The sequence below is a fragment of the Haloleucobacter albus genome (assembly GCF_052492075.1).
This window is the reverse complement of the sequence record NZ_JBQWAS010000029.1, coordinates 79574-102320: the sequence shown is the minus strand read 5'-3', so window position 1 is coordinate 102320 and position 22747 is coordinate 79574. Positions and strand designations below refer to the sequence as shown.

Genomic DNA, 22747 nt, shown 5'->3' with positions numbered 1-22747 from the left:
TATTCTCTTCAAGAAAAGGCATCAGAGAGGTTCCATCAGCTCGTCAGGCTTTGCCGTGAAACCATCCGCCTCTGAAACATCGCGTCAGATCAATGATCTGACCTATTATATCATTGCCGCGGTTATCGGTGCGTTGACCGGAATTATCGGGGCTGTCTTTCATATTCTGATTGAGTTTTGTACAAAGCAGTCCTTCCGAATGGGTGAAATTACTGGCCTGGAAGGGATGCCGCTGTATCTCTTTATGGCCGTTTTTTCCTCAGCCCTGTTTTGTGGCGCTGTTGCACTGGTACGCAACATCGCCCCGGAAGCCAGCGGTTCCGGTGTGCAGGAAATTGAAGGCGCCATGCAGGGGCTGCGCGTGGTGCATTGGGCGCGTGTGCTGCCTGTCAAGTTTGTTGGCGGCCTCATGGTGCTGGCGGGCGGCCTTGTTGCAGGCCGTGAGGGGCCAACCATTCATATGGGAGCCTCCCTCGCGACGGCGATCAGCACGCGCTTTACAATGGGCGTGCAGGAGGCGCGCGGGCTGCTGGGCGCTGGTGGCGCTGCGGGTCTGGCCTCGGCCTTCAATGCACCGATGGCGTCCATTCTCTTCATCATCGAGGAAGCGCGCACGGCATTTCCATATAATTTCCGCACCTATTGCGCAGTCATTCTGGCCTGTGCCTTCAGCTCCATTCTCACCATGCTTCTGACAGGCACCGCACCTTATATGGAACTGGCGGGCACCCAGCTTTCGGCCAGCTATACCCCTGTCTTCATGGTGTTGGGGGCCATTTTCGGGGTGATCGGCGTGGTGTTCAATCACACCATTCTGAAGGGGCTGGAAATTTCCGGCCAGATCGGGCTGAAGGTTTCCCCCTATCTCGTGCCTCTTATGCTGGGTGTGGTAATTGGCCCGCTTGTGGTGATTTTCCCGGATGTCACAGGCGGCGGCGAGGCTTTTGTGGTGAGTGTCGCCAACAATCCTTTGCCTCTGGGGTTGCTGGGCCTCATCTTGCTGTTCCGCTTTTTCTTCAGCGCAGCCAGCTATTCCGCTGGTGCACCAGGTGGCATCTTTGCCCCCATCCTCTCGCTGGCGACAACCATTGGTGTGTTGCTCGCCGGCATATTGGAGCTGGCGATGCCTTTGCCTGCGGGCGGCGTCATTGCCTTTGCTGTTGCAAGCATGGCGGCCCTGTTCGCCAGTACGGTTCGCGCTCCGCTGGTTGGCGTGGTGCTGGTGCTGGAGCTGACAGGCGCTATCAGCCTTGCGGTGCCGGTTCTGGTGGCCTCCGTATGCTCCAGCATCGTGGCGAATGCTTTGGGAGGGCGGCCGATTTATGAGCTGCTTCTGGAGCGGACCTTGCGTTTGTCCGGGACAGAAACGGCTCCGCGTGAGAAAGCGCCGGCTCTGGCTGAGAGCTGATGGTGCGCCTTATTCTGTGACCGTCTGCGGCCGGTCACAGATCGAGCGACTGGATTGGCAAATTCATGGACATTTCACTTGTGATTCATGTTGTCGGCCCAGTCTTTGTTTTGCTGGGGCTTGGGTATTTTGCCGGCCGGACACAGCAGTTCAACACGGAACAGATGCGGGGGCTGAGCCTTCTGGTTTTGCGCTATGCCATGCCGGCCGCCATTTTTCTGGGTATGGCGCACTTTGATCGGGATGTTTTGGTGCAGCAGGGGCCACTTGTGCTCGTCATGCTGTTTTTTTACAGCGGGCTTTTTGTGCTGGGCTATGGCCTGTTGCTCTTGTTGAAACAAGAGCCTCTGCGCGCTGCCTTGCTCTCCTACACCAGCACGTCTAAGGCCGCGACGGTTTATGGCCTGGTGGTTCTGGTGCAGCTTTTCGGTACGGATCTGGGGCGGGCCATGGTGGGGCTGAGCGCGCTCATCATGAATCTCACGCAGCTTTCGGCTGCCGTGTATCTTTTCAAGAGCGCAGCCGCGAAGGGAGGGGAGAGGCCCTCTCTCATTGCAGCAATACGGCGCACGGCTCTGGACCCGCTGGTGCTTGCGCCGGCGCTGGGCGCAGCCGTGGCGCTGAGCGGGTACAAACTGCCTTTCATGGTGAGTGATGTACTGGAGCCGCTGGCGCAATCCGCCGGCGCCATCGCTATTTTTTCCGCCGGGCTTGGCATGGCCACATTTCGTCTGCGCCTTCGCTCTCCTGTCATTGCCCTTGGGGGGCTGGTCAATCTGGTGGTCATTCCGGCCCTGTTTTTCGGGCTGCTGATATTTTTCGATATATCCGGGCCGGTGGCGCAGGCGGCCTTTATGGTGTGTATGTTGCCGGTTGCGACAAAAGCCCTTCTGTTTGCAGAGGTTTATGAGGAGGAGGAGGGGGAGGCCGCCTCCATCTTGTTGCTGACCTCTCTGGCCCTTCTGGTGACAATTCCCATTGGGATTGAACTCAATCGCTTTCTGGCGTGAGCGGGCGCTGGCAGAGGTCTTTTTCAATTCCGGGAACCTGCCGGCGCAAGCTGCGTTTCTTTATCAGCGAGCGCGGTTGCGCCCCCCCTTGAGACCGTGCCCGGGCGCGACCACCTGCCCCTGAGGTGGTCGCGCCATTTATATGTTCATCCTGTCGTTTAAGGTGCGTTCCGCGCATGCTCAGTCTCGTGGAACTGCGGGATTTTGATAGAATATGGCGAATCCACTCCGGCCCAAGAGGCAAAGGGGAAGGCAAATGATCCGCGATATTCTGGTCAATCTCACCGAAGGGGTTGAGAAGGATGCTGCCTGCGATTTCGCGGCCAGCATGGCGCTGCGTTTCCATGCCCATCTGACGGGTGTTTCCGTCTCCTACGAGATTGATGTGCCGCCCTTCTATATGGGCGCTCTGCCGACGGATTTCATCGAAGCGCAGTTCCGCGAGAATGAAGAGGCCGCGAAAAAGGCTGCCGCGCGCTTCAGCCAGAAGGTCTCCGCGCTGAATGTGCCCCATGAAGTGCAGACCCTGACGGCTTCTCTGGGGGTTGCGGCCCAGCAGTTTCTCGAAATGTCACGTCTGTATGATCTGACCATCGTCTCCCAGCCCAACCCAGACAAGCCGGGCCCGGAAGAGGTAATTGCCGAGAATGTGCTGATGGATTCCGGGCGGGCCGTTCTGGTGGTGCCCTATGAACAGGTCGAGCCTTTCAAGGGCGAGCGCATTCTTCTGGCTTGGGATGGCGGGCGCGCCGCAGCGCGGGCACTGGCGGAAGCCATGCCGCTTCTGAATCAGGCCAGCACCATTGATGTGCTGCGCGTTGGCGGGGATGCGGATGAGAGCAGGGTGAGTGTTGAAGAGCTGGAGCGCCATCTCTCCCGTCATGAGCTGAAGGTACAGGTGCACACGATTGCTCTGGAATCGGGCCAGTCCGTCTCGGGTGTGATTATGGAGCAGGCCCGCACTCTGGGTTCTGATCTTGTGGTGATGGGGGGCTATGGCCATTCCCGCCTGCGCGAGATGGTGCTGGGCGGTGTGACGCGGGAGATCTTCACCAGCATGAGCGTTCCGGTGCTGATGGCGCACTGAAGCGCCGCATCCGCTGTGAGAATCCAAGGCCATGGCGCTCTCTTGCGCCATGGCTTTTTCATGCTCATGCGTCGGTTTCAGCTCCGGGTGTTTGGCTGGCGCGGCTCCAGGGCAGAATGAAGGGCTGGCCGTGGCGCTGGCCGCATTCCACTTCAATGCCATAGACGTTGCGCAGGCTTTCGGGGCTCAGAACCTGTTCCGGCTGCCCCATGGCGCGTATCCGCCCCCGATGCAGCAGCGCAACCTTGTGGCAGAAGCGGGCGGCCAGGGTGAGGTCATGCAGAACCACGATGACTGTGGTTCCAGCGCGCGCCTGTGCGGCCAGAAGTTCCATGACATGAAGCTGGTGGTAAGGGTCCAGCGCCGCCACGGGTTCATCGGCCAGCAGCACCTTGCCTTCCACAGCCAGGGCTCGGGCGAGCAACACACGCATGCGTTCGCCGCCGGAAAGTGTGCCGGTGGTGCGCCCGGCAAGCGGCATGATTTCGGCCGCAGCCATGGCGCGGGCAATGGCTTCAGCATCGGCCTGGGGGCCATCATCATGGGGCAGCCGGCCCAGCGCCACCACATGCTCCACCGTCATCGGCCAGTGAATGGAACCGCCCTGCGCGAGATAGGCGATGGTGCGCCCCAGTTCGCGCCGGCCTAACTCCTGTGCACTGCGTCCCCCATACTGAATGGAGCCGTGCACCGGCTCTTCCAGTGCGCTCAACATGCGCAGAAGGGTCGTCTTTCCGGCTCCATTGGGGCCCAGAAGGCCCAGCATTTCACCGGGGCGGGCCTCAAGGCTCACCTTGTCCAGCACGGTTCGTGCCCCACGGCGAACTGTGATGTCGCAGGCTTCGACGATCATTCCGCCTCCGTTCTCAGGCGCAGCAGAAGGGCCAGAAAGAAGGGCGCGCCCACCAGAGCCGTTACCACGCCCAGCTTCAGCTCCGGCCGGGTAGGAATGAGCCGCACCAATATATCCGCCCCCAGAATGAGAGCCGCCCCCGCCAGTCCGCTCACCAGAAGCAGGCGGCCGGGGCGGTGGCCCACAAAGGGGCGCAACAGGTGGGGCACCACCAGCCCGACAAAGCCGATGGTTCCAGAAACCGCAACTGCCGCCCCCACGGAAGCCGCCGTGCCGGCAATGACAAGAAGGCGAATATTGCGCAGGGAAAAGCCAAGACTTGTGGCGGTATCTTCCCCCAATGTCAGGGCTTCAAGGCCGCGCCGTGTGGCCAGCACCAGCATGACGCCCAGCACAATGAAGGGCGTGGCCAGCAACACATGATCCAGACTGCGATCTGCCAGAGAGCCCATGAGCCAGAAGACGATTTCCAGCGTGGCATAGGGGCTTGGAGAGAGGTTGAGCGCCAGTGCGGTGAGCGCTCCGGCCAGGCTGTTAAGGGCAATGCCTGCGAGAATCAGGGCCGTGGTGGATATGCCACGTTGCGCCAGCGCCAGCAGCAGGGAGGTGGCAATGCCTGCCCCCAGAAGCCCTCCCAGGGGCAGGGCCAGAGAGAACAGGCTGGCCGCACCGAAATAGAATGCGGCTACGGCCCCCAGTGCGGCGCAGCCGGAGACGCCGACGACCCCTGGATCTGCCAGCGGATTACGCATCAGGCCCTGTAGTGCGGCCCCCGTTAGCCCCAGGCTGAACCCCACCAGAATGCCAAGCAGAGCGCGCGGCAAGCGCAATTGCACCAGCACAATGCTTGCCAGCCCGTCTTCTCCCGACATGATCTGATGGAGCGCTGTGCGCCAGTCCAGTGGTGCATAGCCAATGGCCAGAGAGAGCAGAAAGAGAGCCGCCACCAGCAGGCAGAGCAGGCTGACAAGCAGGAACTGGCCAGAGCGATTGTCGCCCGTATGGGCCGCAGGCAGCTTCACCGCATGGCCTCCTCGGCCCCGGAGGTGGCAGATTGTGGCATGTGCGCCGCATGATGGGATGGAGGATCGTCAGCAGATGCGGAAGGCGAAGGGCCCGCCTGTGCCGCGCCAGAGAGCCGGGCATAAGCCTCTGCCAGTTGCGGGCCGGCGCAGGCCCAAAGGCGTGTTGGCAGGTTCACCACCCGTGCTTCCGTCACCGCGTGGGTGAGGGCAGGGTGATGCATAATCATGCCGGCAATAGAGGCCGGGGCGTCCGGGTCCGTATCCAGAATCACCACTTCGGGGCGGGCTGTCACGATTTCCTCAAGCGAGAGCTGGCCCAGCTTGTCCGGTTTGAGGCGGGCAGCCACATTGTCCAGCCCGGCGCGGCGGAGCAGATCATCCGCCAGGGTCTGTCGCCCGGCAGTGAAGCCATTGGGGCGCACGACCACGGCTCGCAGCGGACGCATTTTCGTTTGACGGGGGGCGGAGGAGGGAATGGACGCCTGAAGTTCGCGCACCATCTCTTCGCCCTTTTCCGGCTCACCCAGTCGGGCGGCGACGGCGCGAATCTGCGTATAGGCTTCATCCAGAGATTGGGGCGGGGCAAGATCCATCACATCCACGCCAAAGCGGCGCAGGTTGGAGACGGTGGCCCGTGTGGTGAAAGCGCCGGCCAGAACAAGATCCGGCCCCAGCGGTATCACTTCTTCCGCCAACCCGCGATTGGTGGGAACCCCCTGGGCAAGATCGGCAACGCTGGAGCTCACGGTGTCGCTGGCCAGGGTGGTGACGGAGAGAATCCGGGCCTTTGGCACCAGCCGCAGCAGCAATTCATCCGCACACAGATTGAGCGAAACGATACGGGAGGGTTTGGGCGAAGGGGCAGGCGCGTGCTGGGCCATCACCTGTTGGGCCAGAACCGGGCTGAATGCGCCGGGTGCGGAAACCGCCATCAGCATGACAAGCCACAGCCTCGCCGCCTGGAACATGAGGCCAAACGCGGATTTTCGGGACATTGCGGCCTTGATGCAGGGCCTTGGCACAGCGGGCTCTTTCATGTTGCGCTGTTTCAGCCGGGCAGGCGACGCCATGCAGACATGGCCTGCCCGAATGGGACTGAAGCTTACAGCAAGAAACCACGCCACATATGCGGCGCGGCCTCAAAATCTGTCAGCTCAACCGGCCGGCCTCAATAGGTGAGGCGCACGCCGGCAATGGCGGTGAGGCCGGGAGCTTCCCAGCCATTGGGGTTTTCATAGCTTTCATCAAGCAGATTGTTGATGCGGCCGAACACCGTGGCGTTCTCGTTGATCTCGTAGTTCGCCGAGACATTCACGAGCGTATAGCCGGGCTGTTCCACAATGGCGGAGGTCACGCGGTTGATGTCCCACCAATCGGTCACGGTCACCAGCGTGGCGGTCAGCAGCAGCTGTTCAACGGGTTGCCAGTTGAGCGCGAGGCTGAACTTGTTGTCTGGCCGGCGCAGCGGATAGCAGGAGGTGGCGGTGCGCTGGGCGCAACTGGTGCCAAAGGACTGCCCCTGCGGGAAGTGCCCCACCGTATTGGTGTGGGTGTAATCGGCCCGAATGGAGAACTGCTCGGAAAGCTTCAACGCCAGAAAGGCTTCAACGCCATCACTCGTAGCGCTGGAGAGGTTCTCGTTGGTGTAGTTGCCGGTTGTCATGTTGCGGGCGGTGACAATAAGGTTCGTCACATCATTGTAGAAATAGGTCAGGCCGAAGCTGACTTTGTCATCCCACAGATATTGTTCAAAGCCGACATCCCAGCCGTCGCTCTCTTCGGGCTTGAGGTTGGTGTTGCCGTAATAGGGGGCATAAAGCTGATAGAGGGTCGGCGCCTTGAAGCCGGTGCCATAGGTGAACTTCAGCTTTGTGTTGGTTTCTGGAATCCAGAGCGCAGGCGCAATACGCCAAGTGGTATGGCCACCCCAGGTATCATAATCATCATAGCGGATATTGGCCGCGATGAAGAGACGATCCCAGAAAGACGTCTGAAGCTGAGCATAACCGGCCGTATCGTCGCTGCTGGCATCCATGCTGGTCCAGGCAGATTCGGAGGTCATGTAATCACGCTTGTGTTCCACGCCGACAAGCAGGTTCTGGCCGGGCATGAAATCATAGCTGGAACGCCAGTAATAGGTCTGGCGGTCACCGGAATATTCGCTGAGATTGTTCTTGTAGAGGCTGGTATTGTCGCGCGCATAATTTGTAGCGGCAACACCGAAGGTGTTGACCAGCGCGCCATCCAGCAAGGACCAGATGCCTTCACCCTTGGTGATGAAGGTCGTGGCGTGGGTCGTATCCTGGAAGGGGGCCGGCGCGCTCTCATATGTGGCGCTGTTCCACAAATCCGAGGTGTAATCGAGCCAGGCGTTAATGTAGCGGGCGGTGTAGTTGATGGTGAAATTGTCGCTCACATCCAGGTCGAAACGCCCGGAGAGCGTGAGGTTTTCATTCCGGTTGTCATTGTTCGGCATGCCGAAGGGAATGATGGATTGCGGCGTGACCGGAATGGCCGTACTGGCATAATTGCCGATATTCATATTGTAGGAGAAGCCCTGCATGGCCCCCTTCAGGCTCGCGACCTGATTGAAAGTGCCAAGGCCACCGGCTTCCAGATAACCGGAAAGCTGGGCCGGGCCGCTGCCGCGCTCGGTCGTCATGGAGATGACGCCGCCAATGGCCTCCGAGCCATAAAGGCCGCTCTGCGGGCCACGCAGAACCTCAAGCCGGGCCATGTCATTGGTGAACATGTAGCCGAGATCGAACGTATTGCCGGGGCTGGATGGGTCGGCAAGCTCAATGCCGTCCAGCATCACCTTGACCTGGCTGGAGCTGGAGCCACGAATGAACACGGAGGTTGAGCTGCCGGGGCCGCCCGTCTGCACAACATTCAAGCCGGGAACGGATTGCAGAACATCCGGGACGCTGCGCTCCTGACGCTGCTCGATCTCCTCGCCGGTCACTACGGTCACCGAGCTGGCGACTTCGCGGCTGGGTGTGGCCTGGGTGGTGGCGCTCACCACCACATCCGGCAGGGCGATCTGTTCCTGAATCTGGATCTCTTCAGCTTGCTGCGTGTTTTCGGCAGACTGGGCAAAAGCCGGAGTTGCGGCCATAGCGATGCTGATTGCCAGCAGGCTGGCGCTGGAACAACGCATATGGCGGGTAAGAGCCGCTGTATCAGGAGCCTGTTTTGTGGCGCCGAATGCAGCACGGAGCTGGTGGCTGAAGGGAGCGGAACGCGGCATGTGAACCTCTGGCGAAACGCCAATGTGGACACGTCACCGCGAACGAAGCGTCGTTTCCATGTCGGGAGACATGAAACTGTTCACCGCATCGGGGAGCCCCGCCCGACGTGCTCGCGTGTGACCACGGGTGACGGCAGGTCTCCTGGCTTGTGGGTCCCTGCCTGTCTCCACCTTCCCAGGCCCCTGATGCCCAGTGGTCTATTGGAGAGAGGCTCGCCACTCACAGTTGCGGGGGCAGCCATGGATTTGATGCGCAGATGCACATCTCACCACGTTCCCTTTTCATCCTTCTGGGAAGGATACCGTCGGAGATGGAAAATAGGGATTCGTAACGTCAAGCGTCAATGGACCTATTACAGTTTGGTAACATCTGTGGCCGCATTGCAACATAAGCATGTTCAGATCCGGGCGCGGGGACGGATATTCTGCGCCCAGCCCGCCTGCCGCGGCAGGTCCGCGGCAGACTGAAAGATGAGGCTTCTTCCCTGTGAGGGCGGGAAGGGGCTCAGCGGTTCTTGAATTCCGCTGCCCGCTTTTCGGAGAAGGCACGCATGCCTTCCTTCTGGTCTTCTGTGGCGAACAGGGCATGGAAGGTGCGCCGTTCAAACAACACGCCTTCATTCAGGCTCACTTCAAAGGCGCGATTGACTGCTTCCTTCGCGGAAAGCACGGAGGGTTTGCCATAATTGGCGATGGTGCGGGCGGTTTCCATCACCTCTTCCATATGGCGCTCGGCCGGCACCACGCGGGAGACAAGGCCGGCGCGCTCGGCCTCTTCAGCGCCAATCATGCGGCCGGTCAGCACCATGTCCATGGCCTTGTATTTGCCAATGGCGTGGGTGAGGCGCTGCGAGCCGCCCATGCCGGGCATGACGCCCAGCTTGATTTCGGGCTGGCCGAATTTGGCGGTTTCGGAAGCGATGATGAGGTCGCACATCATGGCCAGCTCACAGCCACCACCCAGCGCGAAGCCGGAAACCGCCGCGATCAGCGGGGTGCGGCAGTGCGCCACGGTCTGCCAATCGGAGAACCAGTCATCCAGCAACATGTCCACGGCAGAGCGCTCTGCCATTTCCTTGATGTCGGCACCGGCGGCGAAGGCCTTTTCGGAACCTGTCACGACGATGGCGCCCACGCCGGTATCCTGATCGAGCGCGGTGACAGCCTTGGCCATGGCGGTCATCACCTGGAAATTCAGGGCATTGAGTGCTTTGGGACGGTTGAGGCGGATAATGGCGACGCGCCCCTCGCGCTCTATGAGGATGACATCTTCAGCGGTGTTTTCGGTGGTCCCGTTGGACATGTGCTGCTTCCTCTCGACGCCAGCCGCCGGAGCGGCGGAAAAATATGCCGCGGCTGATCTGCCGGGGCGAGCCACCGCATATAAAGGAAAGAATGCGGGGTGTCGCTATTTCGGCATGTGGATGGAAGATCTGCGGCAGGCCATGTTGAAGGTGAGTGTGGCGGATGTGCCGCAGCCAGCCTGCGCCGCAGGGCCATGGCGGATCTCGCATTGCGGGGCAGGCCCGCCATTCCCTATAATTTCACGTCCTCAGTAAGGGGTGTGTGATGACATATTGTTGCGGCGTGCTTGTGCGTGAAGGGCTGGTGCTGCTTGCGGATACCCGGACAAATGCCGGGGTGGATAATATTTCCACCTTCCGAAAGCTCCACATTTTTGAAGAGCCCGGCCACCACGTGATCGGCATTGCCTCGGCAGGAAATTTGTCGGTGACGCAATCCGTCATCAGCCTGCTGCGTGAGGGCTTCGAAGATGAGGTGACTGGCGAGAACCGCCAGTTGCGTGATTGCCATGGCATGTTTCAGGCGGCGCAGCTTGTGGGGCAGGCCATTCGCCATGTGCAGAAGGTGAATGGTGTGGTGATGGAACAGAGCAGTTCCATCAATTTTGAAGTGTCTTTCCTGCTGGGCGGGCAAATTCAGGGTGGGCCGCTGCGCCTGTTCATGGTCTATCCGGCCGGAAACTTCATTGAATGCACCCCGGATACGCCCTTCTTGCAAATTGGTGAGCATAAATATGGCAAGCCGGTTCTGGATCGCGCCGTGCATTATGACATGCCGATTTCGGATGCGCTCAAGGCCGCGCTGATCTCGATGGATTCCACCATGCGATCAAATCTGGGGGTGGGCATGCCTCTGGATATGCTGGTGCTGTGCACGGACAAGCTGGAAGCGGAGCTGAACCACCGGATCGAAGCTGGCGACCCCTATTTTCATGATCTGCGCGAGCGCTGGTCGGCGGCCTTGCGGGCGGCCCATGCCTCCATTCCGCGCCCGCCTTACCTCAAGCAGATTCGTCATGTTGAGAGCGGGCATGGCGAACCCCGGAAGGAAGATGTCGTGGCGGTGTGAACGGGCGCATCCTGAATGTCTGAACATCAAAAGGGCGCCGCAAGGGCGCCCTTTCTTTCATGTGCGGCATGATGCCGGAAAGCTGGTCTCAGCCCTTGGGCTGCAACTTGGCGCTGACGATCTGGTCCGGGTCCTGCACCGGTTCGCCGCGCTTGATCTGGTCAATGTTTTCCATGCCGGAGACCACTTCGCCCCACACCGTATACTGGCCATCCAGGAAGCGGGCATCAGCGAAGCAGATGAAGAACTGGCTGTCGCCGGAATCGGGGTTCTGGGCGCGCGCCATGGAAACGGTGCCGCGCTTGTGCGGCAGGGCGTTGAACTCAGCCTTCAGCTTCTTGCCGGAGCCACCCATGCCGGTGCCGGTCGGATCGCCGGTCTGGGCCATGAAGCCTTCGATGACGCGGTGGAACGGCACGCCGTTGTAGAAGCCCTGCGAAACCAGCTCCTTGATGCGGGCCACATGGCCGGGGGCAGCTTCGGGGCGGAACTCGATGGTGACGGGACCCTTGGTGGTCTCCAGAACGAGCACTTCCTCACTCATGTCGAAATCCTTGTCTGTGCGGGGAGGGGGCCGGTGATGTTCCGGCCCGTCCGGGCGAAGCCGGGATGGCGGGGAGCCTGGCCCGGCGGAAAGCGGCGCAGGGCTGCCTGCATCGCTTCACTTTCGTGGAAGCCCTGAATGGAAGGGCTTTGGATGGGGGCGTTCGTGGCGATCAGCCGCCCACCTTGGCCTTTACGATCCGATCCGGGTTGGTGACCGCACCATTGAGGGCGGCAGGGCCCTTCTTGATCTTGTCCACATTGTCCATGCCGGAAACCACTTCACCCACAACGGTATACTGGCCGTTCAGGCTGGGGGCCTCATTGAGCATGATGAAGAACTGCGAGTTGGCGCTGTTGGGCGAGGCGGCGCGGGCCATGCCCACCACGCCACGCTTGAATGGCACATTGGAGAACTCCGCCGGCAGATCGGCATATTTGGAACCGCCAGTGCCATCACCCCGTTCGCCGTCACCCGTCTGGGCCATGAAGCCGGCAATGACGCGGTGGAAGGGCACATCATTATAGAAACCCTCGCGCGCAAGGGTCTTCAGGCGTTCGGCATGCTTGGGGGCAAGATCCGGGCGCAGGGCGATGACGACCGGGCCCTGGGTGGTTTCCAGAATCAGGGTGTTCTGCGGGTCTGCCTTGCCTTGCGCGGCCGCCGGCAGGGCGAAGGCCAGAGCCAGCAGCAGGCCGCCACACAGGCGGGCGAGAATGCGCATCATGAAGGTCTCCTCAAGGGTCGCCCGCCGGGAAACAGGCGCGGGCTCAGGTGCGGACGAAAGGTGCGGAAAAGGCTTCGCCATCCGCTTCAGCGCGAAAATTTCTGTTTCAGCCGCGCCAGCACCTCGGCCGGCACGAAGGTGGAGACATCTCCACCCATGGCCGAAATCTGGCGGACCAGCGTGGCGGTGATGGGGCGAACCTGTGGGGAGGCGGGGAGAAAGACAGTCTGAATATCCGGCGCCATGGCTCCGTTCATGCCGGCCATCTGCATTTCATAATCAAGGTCGGTACCGTCGCGCAGACCGCGGATCAGCATGCGGGCACCGATCTCGCGCGCCTTGTCGACGATGAGGCCATCAAAGGTGATGGCTTCGAGCCGGGCGTTTTCCTGCTGCGCCACGGGCCCGCAGATCTCCAGCAGCATGGCCAGCCGCTCCTCGGCTGAAAACAGGGGCGTTTTGCCGGGGTGGACGCCCACAGCCAGCACCAGCCTGTCGGCCAGCCGGCAGGCCGAGCGCACGACATCCAGATGGCCATTGGTCATCGGATCGAAGGAGCCGCCATAAATAGCGGTGCGGGGTGCCGTCTCATTCATGTGAAAAGGGGTAGCCGGGCCGCCGGCCAGACGCAACGGGCAAAGTGCATCTTGTGCCGCAGCGCAGCCCCTGTTTGCACCGGGAACAGCGGGGAGGCATGCAAATGCCGGCGGGGGGATCGCTGGCGTTCGCCCTGTTTCGGCTCTATGTGCAACACTTCGTTCTCATGCGTTGGATGGCCATGCTGTCGCCATGTGCGGACAGCCATGTGCAGGCAGCAATAACGCCTCTGATTCTTCCGTCCCTGAAGTGGCCATACCACCCCTGAATCGCGTGCGACCGAGCCTCCAATGGAAATGATAACAACCGTTCTTGTTCTGTTTGTTGCCGTTGTCGTCAGCGGATGGATCACGCGGGCCTCGCCGGTGGCGGTGCCGCTGCCGTTGGTCCAGATCGCTCTGGGGGCGATGATCGCACAGATGGCGGATGTGGCCGTGGAGTTGCAGCCGGATATCTTCTTCCTGCTGTTTCTGCCGCCATTGCTGTTTCTTGACGGCTGGCGCATCCCCAAGGAAGGCTTGCTGAGAGACAAGACGCCTATTCTCTCGCTGGCTTTGGGGCTGGTGGTGTTCACTGTGCTTGGAGTGGGCTTCTTCACGCACTGGATGATCCCCGCCATGCCGCTGGCTGTCGCCTTCGCTTTGGCTGCCATCTTGTCGCCGACAGATCCAATCGCCGTTGCGGCCATTGCCGAGCGTGTGCCGGTGCCGCGCCGGTTGATGAATATTCTGGATGGAGAGGCGCTGCTGAATGACGCCTCCGGCCTGGTGTGCATGAGCTTTGCCGTGGCGGCGGTTCTCACGGGCACCTTCTCGCTTGTGAATGCCGTGGGCGCCTTCGTCTGGCTGGTGGTGTGCGGGGCTTCGGTGGGCGTGCTTACCACGCTGGCTGTGACCTATGTGAAGCAGTGGCTCACGCGGCGGCTGGGTGAGGAGAGCGGCTCGCAGGTGCTTATCAGCCTGCTCATTCCCTTCGGGGCCTATCTGGCCGCTGAATATCTTGGGGGCTCCGGTATATTGGCGGTGGTATCCGCCGGTATCACCATGAGTTTCGTGGAGCTGGGCGGCAAGGTGCTGGCCGCCACCCGGATGCGGCGTTCCGCCGTGTGGGACATGATCGAATTTGCCGCCAATGGCGTCATCTTCGTGTTGTTGGGAGAGCAATTGCCGCGCATCATTGATGGGGCGGCGCAGGTGGTGCGTGAAGCCGGTGAGCGTGATCCGATGTGGCTGCTGTTCTATGTGGCGGCCATAACGGGGGCGCTGGTGGTGCTGAGGCTGTTGTGGTCGTGGGTGACCTTGCGGATCACCATGTATCGCGCCCGGCGCAGGGGGCAGCCGGTGGAGAGGGCGAGCTGGCGGCTCATTCTTGTCACCGCCATTGCCGGTGTGCGCGGCACGGTCACGCTGGCGGGGGTGCTTTCCCTGCCTTTGTTCATGGACGACGGCTCGCTGTTTCCTGCACGAGATCTGGCGATCTTTCTGGCGGCAGGGGTCATCATCCTGTCCCTCATTCTGGCCAGCATCTGTCTGCCTTTTCTGCTCAAGGGGGTGCGCCTGCCTGCGGAATCCACCGTGCAGAAGGAAGAGGCGCGTGCGCGGATTGCGGCTGCTCAATCCGCGATCAGGGCCATTGAACAGGCTCAGCACGTTCTGGGTGGCGGCCGGCGTAATGCGGACCTTTACACTGAGATTGGCGCGCGGGTGATGGCGCTGTATCGCCAGCGTATTGATGGACGCAATGTGACGGGAGACGACGCCGAACGCTTCCGCGAGGCTGAACAGATCGAGAAGGAATTGCGGCTCGCCGGATTGCGGGCCGAGCGTGAGGAGTTCTATCGCCGCGGCCGCCATATGGGGCTTTCGGATACGGCTGTGCGCAAGCTGGTGGAGGAGGTGGACCTCGTGGAGGCACGCATCACGGCGGAGTAAACAGGGCCGGGCAGATGCGGTGATCCACCCGGCCGGCTGTCCCGTCTGGCCCGTTTCAGCCGAACTGGAAACCGGAATGCGCCAGGCCGAAAACCGTATCGGCATAAGTGCGTCGCCCGCGATCCGTTTCAGCGGCTCCGGTTGCTACGAACAATGGCACGAGATGTTCACTTCTGGGGTGGCACAGGCGGGCGAAAGGGGCGCTTTCCCAAGCCCGCAAATGGCGTGCGCGCATGTCCGGGTCCGGCTCTTCAACAGTGGCTGCAAGCCAGTCATCGAACTGTTGAGCGGCTGCACGGGTCGCCTCATCCGGCCGCCAGAATCTTTGCAGATTGTGGAAGCTGAGCCCGCTACCCACAATCAACACGCCCTCTTCCCGCAAGGGGGCGAGGGCTTGCCCCAGTTCCATATGGAAGGTGGGGTCCAGATCCGCCCGCAAGGAAAGTTGCACAAGCGGAACATCCGCCTGCGGATAAATCAGCATGAAGGGGATGAAGGTGCCATGGTCGAAGCCGCGCGAGGCGTTTTCCGCGCTGTCTATCCCAGCATGGGCCAGAAGGGCGCGGGTGCGCGCCGCCAGTTCCGGCGAACCGGGGGCCGGGTAGCTCAGCTGATAGGTGTGCTCTGGAAAACCGTAATAATCATAAAGCAGGCCCGGATGCGGATGGGTGGAAACCGTCGGCAACCGTTCTTCCCAATGCCCGGAAATGACCAGCACGGCGCGTGGACGGGCGCCAATAGCCTGATCCAGCCCACGTAGACAGGTCTCCAGAGTGCCCCATGGGGCAGGCTGGCCGGGTGTGGGCTTCAGGAAAGGCCAGGGGCCACCGCCATGCGGGATGAAAAGAGTCGGCAGTCTGCCGACAGATGGGGCTCCAGCCGGGCCGGGCTGATATGTGTGACTTGAGGTCATCAGGGGAAATCCTCATACGCCGCCATATGGCGACCTTTCCCCATCATATGGACCGGATAGACCTGAACGGAATGCGCGCCCCGGCAAGGCCGCGTTTGCGGAATTGCAAGAAGGGCGCGCTTTTCCTCGCATCAGGGCAAGGGGCTGGTGTGGAGTTGAAACGCTCAGCCCCGCATGAGGGTGGTGACATGGGCTGCGGCCGAATTGGCCAGCGCAGTCAGGTCATACCCGCCTTCAAGCAGGGATACGATGCGCCCGTTGCAGATCCTGTCTGCCACATCCATCAGCTTCTGGGTGGCCCACACGAAATCGGCCTCCACCAGTAGCATGTTGGCCATCGGGTCATCCTTGTGGGCGTCGAAGCCGGCGGAAATGATGATGAGCTCCGGGTGAAAGGCTTCAAGCCGGGGCAGAATGCGTGTCAGCATGGCTTCGCGGAAGGCGACGCCATCATCTCCGGCCCTGAGTGGAGCATTGACGATGGTATCGGCCGTGCCGGTTTCGCTCAGGGCACCCGTGCCGGGGAACAGCGGCATTTCGTGGGTGGAGCAATACATCACTGTGGGGTCATCCCAGAAAATGGCCTGTGTGCCATTGCCGTGATGCACATCGAAATCCACGATAGCCACGCGCTCAATGCCATATTTGGCCTGCGCATGGCGGGCGGCGATGGCGGCCTGATTGAGCAGGCAGAAGCCCATGGGTTTGCGTGGCTCGCAATGATGGCCAGGCGGGCGCATGGCGACAAAGGCGTTGGCGACCTTGCCTTCCATCACCTCATCTACGGCAAAGCACGCCCCGCCTACGGCATAGAGCGCGGCATTCCAGCTACCGGGAGACATGATGGTATCGGAATCAATCCGCACAATACCTTCGGCGGGCGCAGCGGCGCCCATGGCGTCCACAAAATCCGCCGGATGAATGCGGATAATGTCTTCCCGCTCCCCCTTGGGGGCAAGATCACGGGCCAGCAGGGAGAATTTCTCCTGCTCCAGAATGCGATCCACAACGCGCAGGCGATCCGCACGTTCGGGATGGCCTTCAGGCGTGAGATGTTTCAGGCCAGCCGGATGGGTGACGAGCAGCGTAGACATGGTTCGGGCGCCTCCCAGCGGCATGGTTTTCTTTGAGCCATACCATATTCAGGCCGCCGGCATACAGCATTGAGACGCCTCAATTCGTAGGGGGAGAAGATGCTGCGCTGCACACGCAAATGCAGGCCGCGGAGGGCGGCTCAGCCGGGGCGTGGGGCCGCGGCCCGGCCCAGACGATCCGCAATGGCTTCTCCAAGGCCGGTGCGCGGGAGGGGCGCCACGGCAATGGAGGGAACGCCGGTCTCATCCAGTGCACGCAGGGCGCCGTAAAGGCGGGCGGCGGCTTCTGTCAGCCGGCCTTCCGGGCTGAGGTCCAGAATGGTGGCGGCTTGCTCCGTGCCTGGTGGCCGTGCACCGGCAAATGTCAACAAGGCTTCGCCGGGTGCGATATGGGTGGCCTCAAGCCGCACCCTGGCCCGTGGGGCATAGTGGGAGAGAAGGCGGCCGGGTGAGGCCGGGCGGGCGACATCGTTCGGCACGGCATCCGCCAGAGGCGCGCCGATCAGCGCTTCCACTTGCGCACGGGTGATTCCGCCGGGCCGTAACAGACGCAGTTCAGGGCCCGTAGCGTCAATGATGGTTGATTCTACACCGACCCGAGTCGGCCCGCTGTCGAGCACGGCATCAATCCGCCCGGCGAGATCTTCGCTCACATGGGCGGCTTCAGTTGGGGAAACATGGCCCGAACGGTTGGCGCTGGGCCCCACTACCGGCCCGCCAAAAGCCGCCAGCAGAGCATGGGCCACGGGATGATCCGGGATACGGATGCCAACCGTGCCGAGCCCGGCGCGCGCCAGCTCACAAACCCGCGCCCCGCCTTGATAGGGCACTACCAGAGTGAGGGGGCCGGGCCAGAATGCGGCGGCCAGTTTTTGGGCGGCGGCATTGAATGCGCCGATCTGCAATGCGTCTGACGCATAGGCGAGATGCGCAATCAGCGGGTTGAAAGCGGGCCTTCCCTTTGCGTCATAAAGGTGCGCTACCGCGTCAGGGTTCGCAGCGTCTGCACCAAGGCCGTAAACAGTCTCGGTGGGGAAGGCGACCAGGCCTCCGCTTCGCAAAAGATCGGCAGCAATGTCGATGGAGGCGGGGTTCGAGGCGGAAAGTGTTTGGGTGCGACGAGAAGGCATGCGCTGGATTATCCTGCTGCGTCTTCTGGAAACCCCCACATGTTGTACTGAATTTGCCTTTAACTCTCCTTTTGTGAGAGTGGGCAGGATAGTATCATCCGGAGGCCTCTTGACGAGGGGGGGCTCCGCCACGAATAGGAGCGGGCCGTTGCTCGCGCTTAGAGCGCGGACGGCGGGTCGGGTCAAGTCGCGCGTCCGCGTCCTCTGCGGAACTGCGCATCTCGAGGAGAATGTGATGGCTTATCGTGCACCGGTCGAGGATATTTCCTTTTTCCTGAAGACCTGCACCGCGCTCCCGCGACTGATTGATGAAGGGCTGGTGGATGTGTCCTTCGACCTGGTGGACCCGATCCTGGAAGAAGCGGGCAAGTTCGCTTCTTCAGTGGTCGAGCCGCTGGACCAGGTGGGTGACAAGGAAGGTTGCTCCCTGAAGGATGGCGCAGTCACCACTCCCACGGGCTGGAAGCAATCCTACAAGGCCTGGGGTGAGGCGGGCTGGAGCTCGGTGGCGGCTGAAGAAAAGTTCGGTGGCCAGCATCTGCCGCTCGCCGTCACCTCCGCGTTGACGGAGTTCTGGAACACGGCGTCGCCGTCATTCGGCATTGGCGGCGTGCTCTCCATGGGCGCGATTGAAGCCCTCTCTGCCCATGGCTCCGAGCATCTCCAGAAGACCTATCTGGAAAAGCTCGTCTCCGGCCAGTGGAGCGGCACCATGAACCTGACGGAGCCGCAGGCCGGTTCCGATCTTGCAGCCCTGCGCGCCAAGGCTGTGAAGCAGGATGATGGCACCTATCGCATCTTCGGCTCCAAGATCTTCATCACCTATGGCGAGAACGATATCTTCGAGAATATCGTCCATCTCGTGCTGGCGCGTTTGCCGGATGCCCCGGCGGGCACCAAGGGTATTTCGCTCTTCGTGGTGCCGAAGTTCCTGGTGAACGAGGATGGCAGCCTGGGTGCGCGCAATGATGTGTGGTGCACCGGCATCGAGCACAAGCTGGGCCTGCACGGTTCGCCCACCTGCACCATGACCTTTGGCGACAAGGGCGAAGGTGCGATCGGCTGGCTGGTCGGCGAGGAAAATCGCGGTCTGGCCTGCATGTTCACCATGATGAACAATGCCCGTCTGGCCGTTGGCATTCAGGGCGTGGCTGTAGCCGAACGCGCCACCCAGCGCGCTTTCGAATATGCGAAGGAGCGTCGGCAGGGCAAGGCGTCCAGCTGGAAGGGTGAGGGCATGGCCCCCATCATCGAGCACCCGGACGTGCAGCGCATGCTGTTGACCATGCGTGCCGAGACCGATGCCGCCCGCGCCATCTGCCTGATGACTGCCGATGCGCTGGACCGTTATCATCGTCTGCCTGATGAAGCTGCGCGCGCCAGCGCACATGCCGAGGCCAGCCTGTTGACGCCGGTCGCCAAGGCTTTCTCCACGGATACCGGTATTGAAGTGTCTTCGCTCGGCGTGCAGGTGCATGGCGGCATGGGCTATATCGAAGAAACCGGCGCGGCCCAGCATTATCGCGATGCCCGTATTTTCGCGATCTATGAGGGCACCAATGGCATTCAGGCCATTGATCTGGTGACCCGCAAGCTGTCTCAGCAGAATGGCGATGTCGTCAACGCGCTGATCGACAGCTACCGCGAGACCGCCGAAGAGGTGAAGGCGATGGACAGCGCGCAGTTCGGCCATGCCGGTCTGCGCCTGGCCGAGGCCGTGGAAGCGCTGGGTCGCTCCACCCGCCAGATGATGGACTGGCTGGGCGCTGATAACCAGAAGGTGCTGGCTGGCGCCACGCCTTATCTGCGCCTGTTCGCCCGTGCTGCTGGTGGTGCCTATCTGGCCCGCGCGGCTCTGGCTGCGGCCCGTGCGCAGAGCGAAGGCCAGACGGATCCGCGTCTTGCCGCGCGCATCGCTACGGCCCGCTTCTTCGCGGAGAATCTGTGTCCGCAGGCTTCCGGCCTGGAGCAGATTGTGGCTGGCGGCTATCACAGCCTGGCCGGTGGTGAGGTCGTGCTGAAGCTGGACTGAGTGCAGTCTTCAACGGAATGATGATGCGGGGTGGGGCGGTGACGCTCCGCCCCGCATTGCTTTGATGTGCCGGGCAGGCCCAATTCCGGGGTTGGCCGAAGGATAGTTCGTAGACAAACGATCTATTTTTACGCTTAAAAGTATTGGTGTTCTGGTTTTTTCTTTCAGAATATTTTGATCTTGGGCGCATGGGCGACAATATCTGTGTGAGTATTCTGTTTTATTTCATGGTGCTAAATGTTTTTGGCTGCCGTTTCTGTTTTCAGGCACTTTTCCATGTGAGACCTGTCTGTGCCTTGTTTTTGACAAAAAGCCGCAGGCTCATAAATATCATTATATATCAATAGCATGTTCAGACATCTCGGATCTCTAACGGCGTTGTTTTGATTTGCATCAATGTGAACATTCAAAAATTTGAAAGGTTATATTTGCTCTCTGACGAATGGTGAAAGCATGAAAAAGCTTGCCGTCATCGTCGTACTCGGTCTGGCCGCATTGGCAGCGGCCTATGGTGTTGCACTTTCGACGCCCTATTGGTTTGCGCCGAAACAACAGGCCGATGTCGATATTCGTGACCCTGAACTGATTGCCCGAGGGGCCTATGTTGCCCGTGCGGCAGATTGCGTGGCCTGCCACACCGCGCCGGGTGGAAAGCCCTTTGCTGGTGGTCTGGGGATGCAGACCCCGATGGGCACCATCTATTCCACCAATGTGACGCCGGACCGTGAAAGCGGCATCGGCGCTTATAGCTATGGGGATTTTGAGAGGGCTGTGCGTCGCGGCTTCCGGCCCGATGGCACGCCGCTTTATCCGGCCATGCCCTATGTGTCCTATGTCGTGGTGAATGATGCGGACATGAAGGCGCTCTACGCCTATTTCATGAGCTCGGTTGAGGCGGTGAACCAGCCGAACGCGCCGACCACCATGCCGTGGCCCCTTTCCATGCGCTGGCCTCTGGCGTGGTGGCAGCTTCTGTTCGCTCAGCCGCGGAGCTTCGAGGTCGCCGAAGGCACGGACCCGGTGATTGCGCGCGGAGCTTATCTGGTGGAAGGGTTGGCCCATTGCGGCGCCTGCCACACGCCGCGCGGTTTGGCCTTTGAAGAAAAGGCGCTGAAGAATGATCCGGCGGGCCAGTATCTTTCGGGTTCTGTGCTGGAAGGCTGGTATGCCAAGAATCTGCGCCATGAGGCGCGTGGCCTCTCAAGCTGGAGTGAGGGGGAGATCGTCGATTTCCTCAAGACAGGGCGCACCACGCACACGGCGGCCTTTGGCTCCATGGCGGATGTGGTGGGGCATTCCACGCAGTTTCTCACCCCGGAGGATCTCACGGCCATTGCCCGTTATCTCAAGCAGTTGCCGGCGCGTCCGGGGCATTCCGTGGAATGGAAGCCAAACCCGGATGTGACGACAGCCGCCCTGATGGCGGGGGATTACAGCGCACCGGGCGCGGCCGCCTATGTGGAACACTGCTCCTTGTGCCACCGTCTGGATGGGCGCGGCGCACCGCGGATTTTCCCGGCCCTGAAGGAAAATTCCATCGTCTTTGCGGAAGACCCATCCTCCCTCATCCAGTTCACGCTGACTGGAGGCACGATGGCACAGACGCCGGCAGATGTGATGACTTTCACCATGCCGGGCTTCGCCAAGCTCTCCAATCATGATGTGGCGCAGATTCTTACCTTCATCCGCAATGGCTGGGGCAACCATGCCGCGCCGGTGACGGCGGAGGAGGTATCTCAGATGCGGGGTATCATCGAGAACAAGCCCGTGAATTTCGTGCCTGAACACCCGGCAAAGGTGCAGGGCGAAACACGCGGTCCGGCGGATGAGGCGCACAATGGCTAGCTCTTACAAGATTGTGGGCGCCATACTTGGCGTGGCCATTCTGGCCGGCGGTGGGGCCTATGCCGCACTGGGCTTCAACCGCACCTTGAACGCGCCTCCACCCCAGACCTATCCGGTGGTGAACAAGGAGGGGCAGCAGGTTGGCATCTACCAGATCCCCGATGATACGGAGATTCCGAACCTGCCGAATGGAGAGCTTGTGCTCTATGGCAAGCGGCTTCTGAATGAAACAGCGCGGCTGCTGCCGGAGCATGTGGGCGACAAGCTGAATTGCAACAGCTGCCATCTGGGTGAAGGCAAGATCAATTACAGCGCGCCCTTCATCAACACCATCAATGATTACCCCACCTTCAAGCCGCGCGCCGGCAAGGTGATTGATATTGTGCAGCGCATCAATGGCTGTTTCCAGCGCTCCATGAATGGCAAGCCTCTGGCACCGGAATCCCGCGAGATGCAGGCCATGATCGCCTATATGGACTGGCTGCGGAACGGCGTGCCGAAGGGCAACCGGGTGCAGGTGGTGAATGCCGGCCCCATTGATATGTCACTGGTGCCGGACCCGGTGCGGGGTGAGCAGATCTATGCCCGCGAATGCGCCACCTGCCATGGCGTCAATGGTGAAGGCATGAAGGATCAGGCCGGAAATTTCATCTTCCCGCCACTGTGGGGGGATGAATCTTTCAATATCGGTGCCGGCATGGCGCGGACTTACAAGGCTGCGGCCTTCGTGAAATATTCCATGCCGATGAGCGTCAATCAGAACCATCCGCTGGGGCAGGGTGGGGTTCTGAACGATCAGGATGCGGTGGATGTGGCGGAGTTCTTCACCCATCAGCCGCGGCCGGATTTCGCCAAAAAGGCGGGAGACTGGCCCAACCAGCCCAAGCCGAAAGATGCACGCTACTGAAAGCACACCTTCCGGTGGATA

General features: G+C 61.1%; 19 protein-coding genes and 1 riboswitch. Of the genes, 8 read left to right on the top strand and 11 right to left on the bottom strand.

What is annotated here, in order from left to right:
- Positions 1-55: 55 nt before the first annotated feature.
- The 3 genes from clcA to ACT6QH_RS12945 all read left to right on the top strand — a co-directional run bounded on the left by clcA (position 56) and on the right by ACT6QH_RS12945 (position 3505).
- Positions 56-1408, top strand: coding sequence for a H(+)/Cl(-) exchange transporter ClcA (gene clcA / locus ACT6QH_RS12955; RefSeq protein WP_444975238.1), 1353 nt, complete (start codon positions 56-58; stop codon positions 1406-1408).
- A 65-nt stretch (positions 1409-1473) separates the two neighbouring features.
- A complete protein-coding gene (locus ACT6QH_RS12950; protein ID WP_444975237.1) occupies positions 1474-2418 on the top strand; it encodes an AEC family transporter in 945 nt (314 codons plus the stop codon).
- A 256-nt stretch (positions 2419-2674) separates the two neighbouring features.
- Positions 2675-3505 (top strand): universal stress protein, encoded by an 831-nt coding sequence (locus ACT6QH_RS12945; protein ID WP_444975236.1) that lies wholly within the window; start codon positions 2675-2677, stop codon positions 3503-3505.
- Positions 3506-3569: 64 nt separating this feature from the next.
- On the opposite strand, the gene ACT6QH_RS12940 is transcribed toward ACT6QH_RS12945, so the two are convergent.
- The 5 genes from ACT6QH_RS12940 to ACT6QH_RS12920 form a co-directional block, all read right to left on the bottom strand.
- Positions 3570-4358 (bottom strand): ABC transporter ATP-binding protein, encoded by a 789-nt coding sequence (locus ACT6QH_RS12940; RefSeq protein ID WP_444975235.1) that lies wholly within the window; start codon positions 4356-4358, stop codon positions 3570-3572.
- The gene (locus tag ACT6QH_RS12935) at positions 4355-5380 is read right to left on the bottom strand and encodes a FecCD family ABC transporter permease (RefSeq protein ID WP_444975234.1); all 1026 of its coding nucleotides are present in this window, start codon (positions 5378-5380) and stop codon (positions 4355-4357) included. Before ACT6QH_RS12935 ends, ACT6QH_RS12940 begins: the two co-directional genes overlap by 4 nt.
- A complete protein-coding gene (locus tag ACT6QH_RS12930; RefSeq protein WP_444975233.1) occupies positions 5377-6378 on the bottom strand; it encodes an ABC transporter substrate-binding protein in 1002 nt (333 codons plus the stop codon). Before ACT6QH_RS12930 ends, ACT6QH_RS12935 begins: the two co-directional genes overlap by 4 nt.
- Positions 6379-6551: 173 nt before the next feature.
- Positions 6552-8633 carry a TonB-dependent receptor plug domain-containing protein gene (locus ACT6QH_RS12925; RefSeq protein WP_444975232.1) on the bottom strand — a complete coding sequence of 694 codons (2082 nt, stop codon included), beginning with the start codon at positions 8631-8633 and terminating at the stop codon, positions 6552-6554.
- Between the two features lie 115 nt (positions 8634-8748).
- Positions 8749-8955: riboswitch (cobalamin riboswitch) on the bottom strand.
- Between the two features lie 183 nt (positions 8956-9138).
- Positions 9139-9936, bottom strand: coding sequence for an enoyl-CoA hydratase (locus ACT6QH_RS12920; RefSeq protein WP_444975231.1), 798 nt, complete (start codon positions 9934-9936; stop codon positions 9139-9141).
- Between the two features lie 266 nt (positions 9937-10202).
- Here ACT6QH_RS12920 and ACT6QH_RS12915 point away from each other — a divergent pair, with 266 nt between their 5' ends.
- Positions 10203-11006 (top strand): proteasome-type protease, encoded by an 804-nt coding sequence (locus tag ACT6QH_RS12915; RefSeq protein ID WP_444975230.1) that lies wholly within the window; start codon positions 10203-10205, stop codon positions 11004-11006.
- A gap of 88 nt (positions 11007-11094) precedes the next feature.
- Here ACT6QH_RS12915 and ACT6QH_RS12910 read toward each other — a convergent pair whose 3' ends face one another.
- The 3 genes from ACT6QH_RS12910 to coaD all read right to left on the bottom strand — a co-directional run bounded on the left by ACT6QH_RS12910 (position 11095) and on the right by coaD (position 12873).
- Positions 11095-11550, bottom strand: coding sequence for a peptidylprolyl isomerase (locus ACT6QH_RS12910; RefSeq protein ID WP_444975229.1), 456 nt, complete (start codon positions 11548-11550; stop codon positions 11095-11097).
- 172 nt (positions 11551-11722) lie between these two features.
- Entirely contained in the window at positions 11723-12277 is a 555-nt protein-coding gene (locus ACT6QH_RS12905) for a peptidylprolyl isomerase (RefSeq protein WP_444975228.1), read from the bottom strand.
- An 86-nt stretch (positions 12278-12363) separates the two neighbouring features.
- Positions 12364-12873 (bottom strand): pantetheine-phosphate adenylyltransferase, encoded by a 510-nt coding sequence (gene coaD / locus ACT6QH_RS12900; RefSeq protein ID WP_444975227.1) that lies wholly within the window; start codon positions 12871-12873, stop codon positions 12364-12366.
- A gap of 291 nt (positions 12874-13164) precedes the next feature.
- On the opposite strand from coaD, the gene ACT6QH_RS12895 reads away from it, so the two are divergent.
- A complete protein-coding gene (locus ACT6QH_RS12895; protein WP_444975226.1) occupies positions 13165-14805 on the top strand; it encodes a Na+/H+ antiporter in 1641 nt (546 codons plus the stop codon).
- 55 nt (positions 14806-14860) lie between these two features.
- On the opposite strand, the gene ACT6QH_RS12890 is transcribed toward ACT6QH_RS12895, so the two are convergent.
- The 3 genes from ACT6QH_RS12890 to ACT6QH_RS12880 form a co-directional block, all read right to left on the bottom strand.
- On the bottom strand, positions 14861-15718 hold the full coding sequence (locus ACT6QH_RS12890) for a DODA-type extradiol aromatic ring-opening family dioxygenase (RefSeq protein WP_444975225.1): 858 nt from the start codon (positions 15716-15718) through the stop codon (positions 14861-14863).
- Positions 15719-15882: 164 nt separating this feature from the next.
- Positions 15883-16812 (bottom strand): histone deacetylase family protein, encoded by a 930-nt coding sequence (locus ACT6QH_RS12885; RefSeq protein WP_444975224.1) that lies wholly within the window; start codon positions 16810-16812, stop codon positions 15883-15885.
- A 140-nt stretch (positions 16813-16952) separates the two neighbouring features.
- A complete protein-coding gene (locus ACT6QH_RS12880; RefSeq protein WP_444975223.1) occupies positions 16953-17942 on the bottom strand; it encodes an L-threonylcarbamoyladenylate synthase in 990 nt (329 codons plus the stop codon).
- Positions 17943-18177: 235 nt separating this feature from the next.
- Between ACT6QH_RS12880 and ACT6QH_RS12875 the strand changes: the two genes are divergently transcribed.
- From ACT6QH_RS12875 to ACT6QH_RS12865, 3 genes are all read left to right on the top strand, one after another.
- Complete coding sequence (locus tag ACT6QH_RS12875; protein WP_444975222.1) at positions 18178-19974, top strand: acyl-CoA dehydrogenase family protein; 1797 nt, start codon at positions 18178-18180, stop codon at positions 19972-19974.
- Positions 19975-20427: 453 nt separating this feature from the next.
- Positions 20428-21819 carry a c-type cytochrome gene (locus ACT6QH_RS12870; protein WP_444975221.1) on the top strand — a complete coding sequence of 464 codons (1392 nt, stop codon included), beginning with the start codon at positions 20428-20430 and terminating at the stop codon, positions 21817-21819.
- Positions 21812-22726, top strand: a complete 915-nt coding sequence (locus ACT6QH_RS12865) for a c-type cytochrome (protein ID WP_444975220.1) — start codon at positions 21812-21814, stop codon at positions 22724-22726. Before ACT6QH_RS12870 ends, ACT6QH_RS12865 begins: the two co-directional genes overlap by 8 nt.
- The last annotated feature ends 21 nt before the right edge of the window (positions 22727-22747 follow it).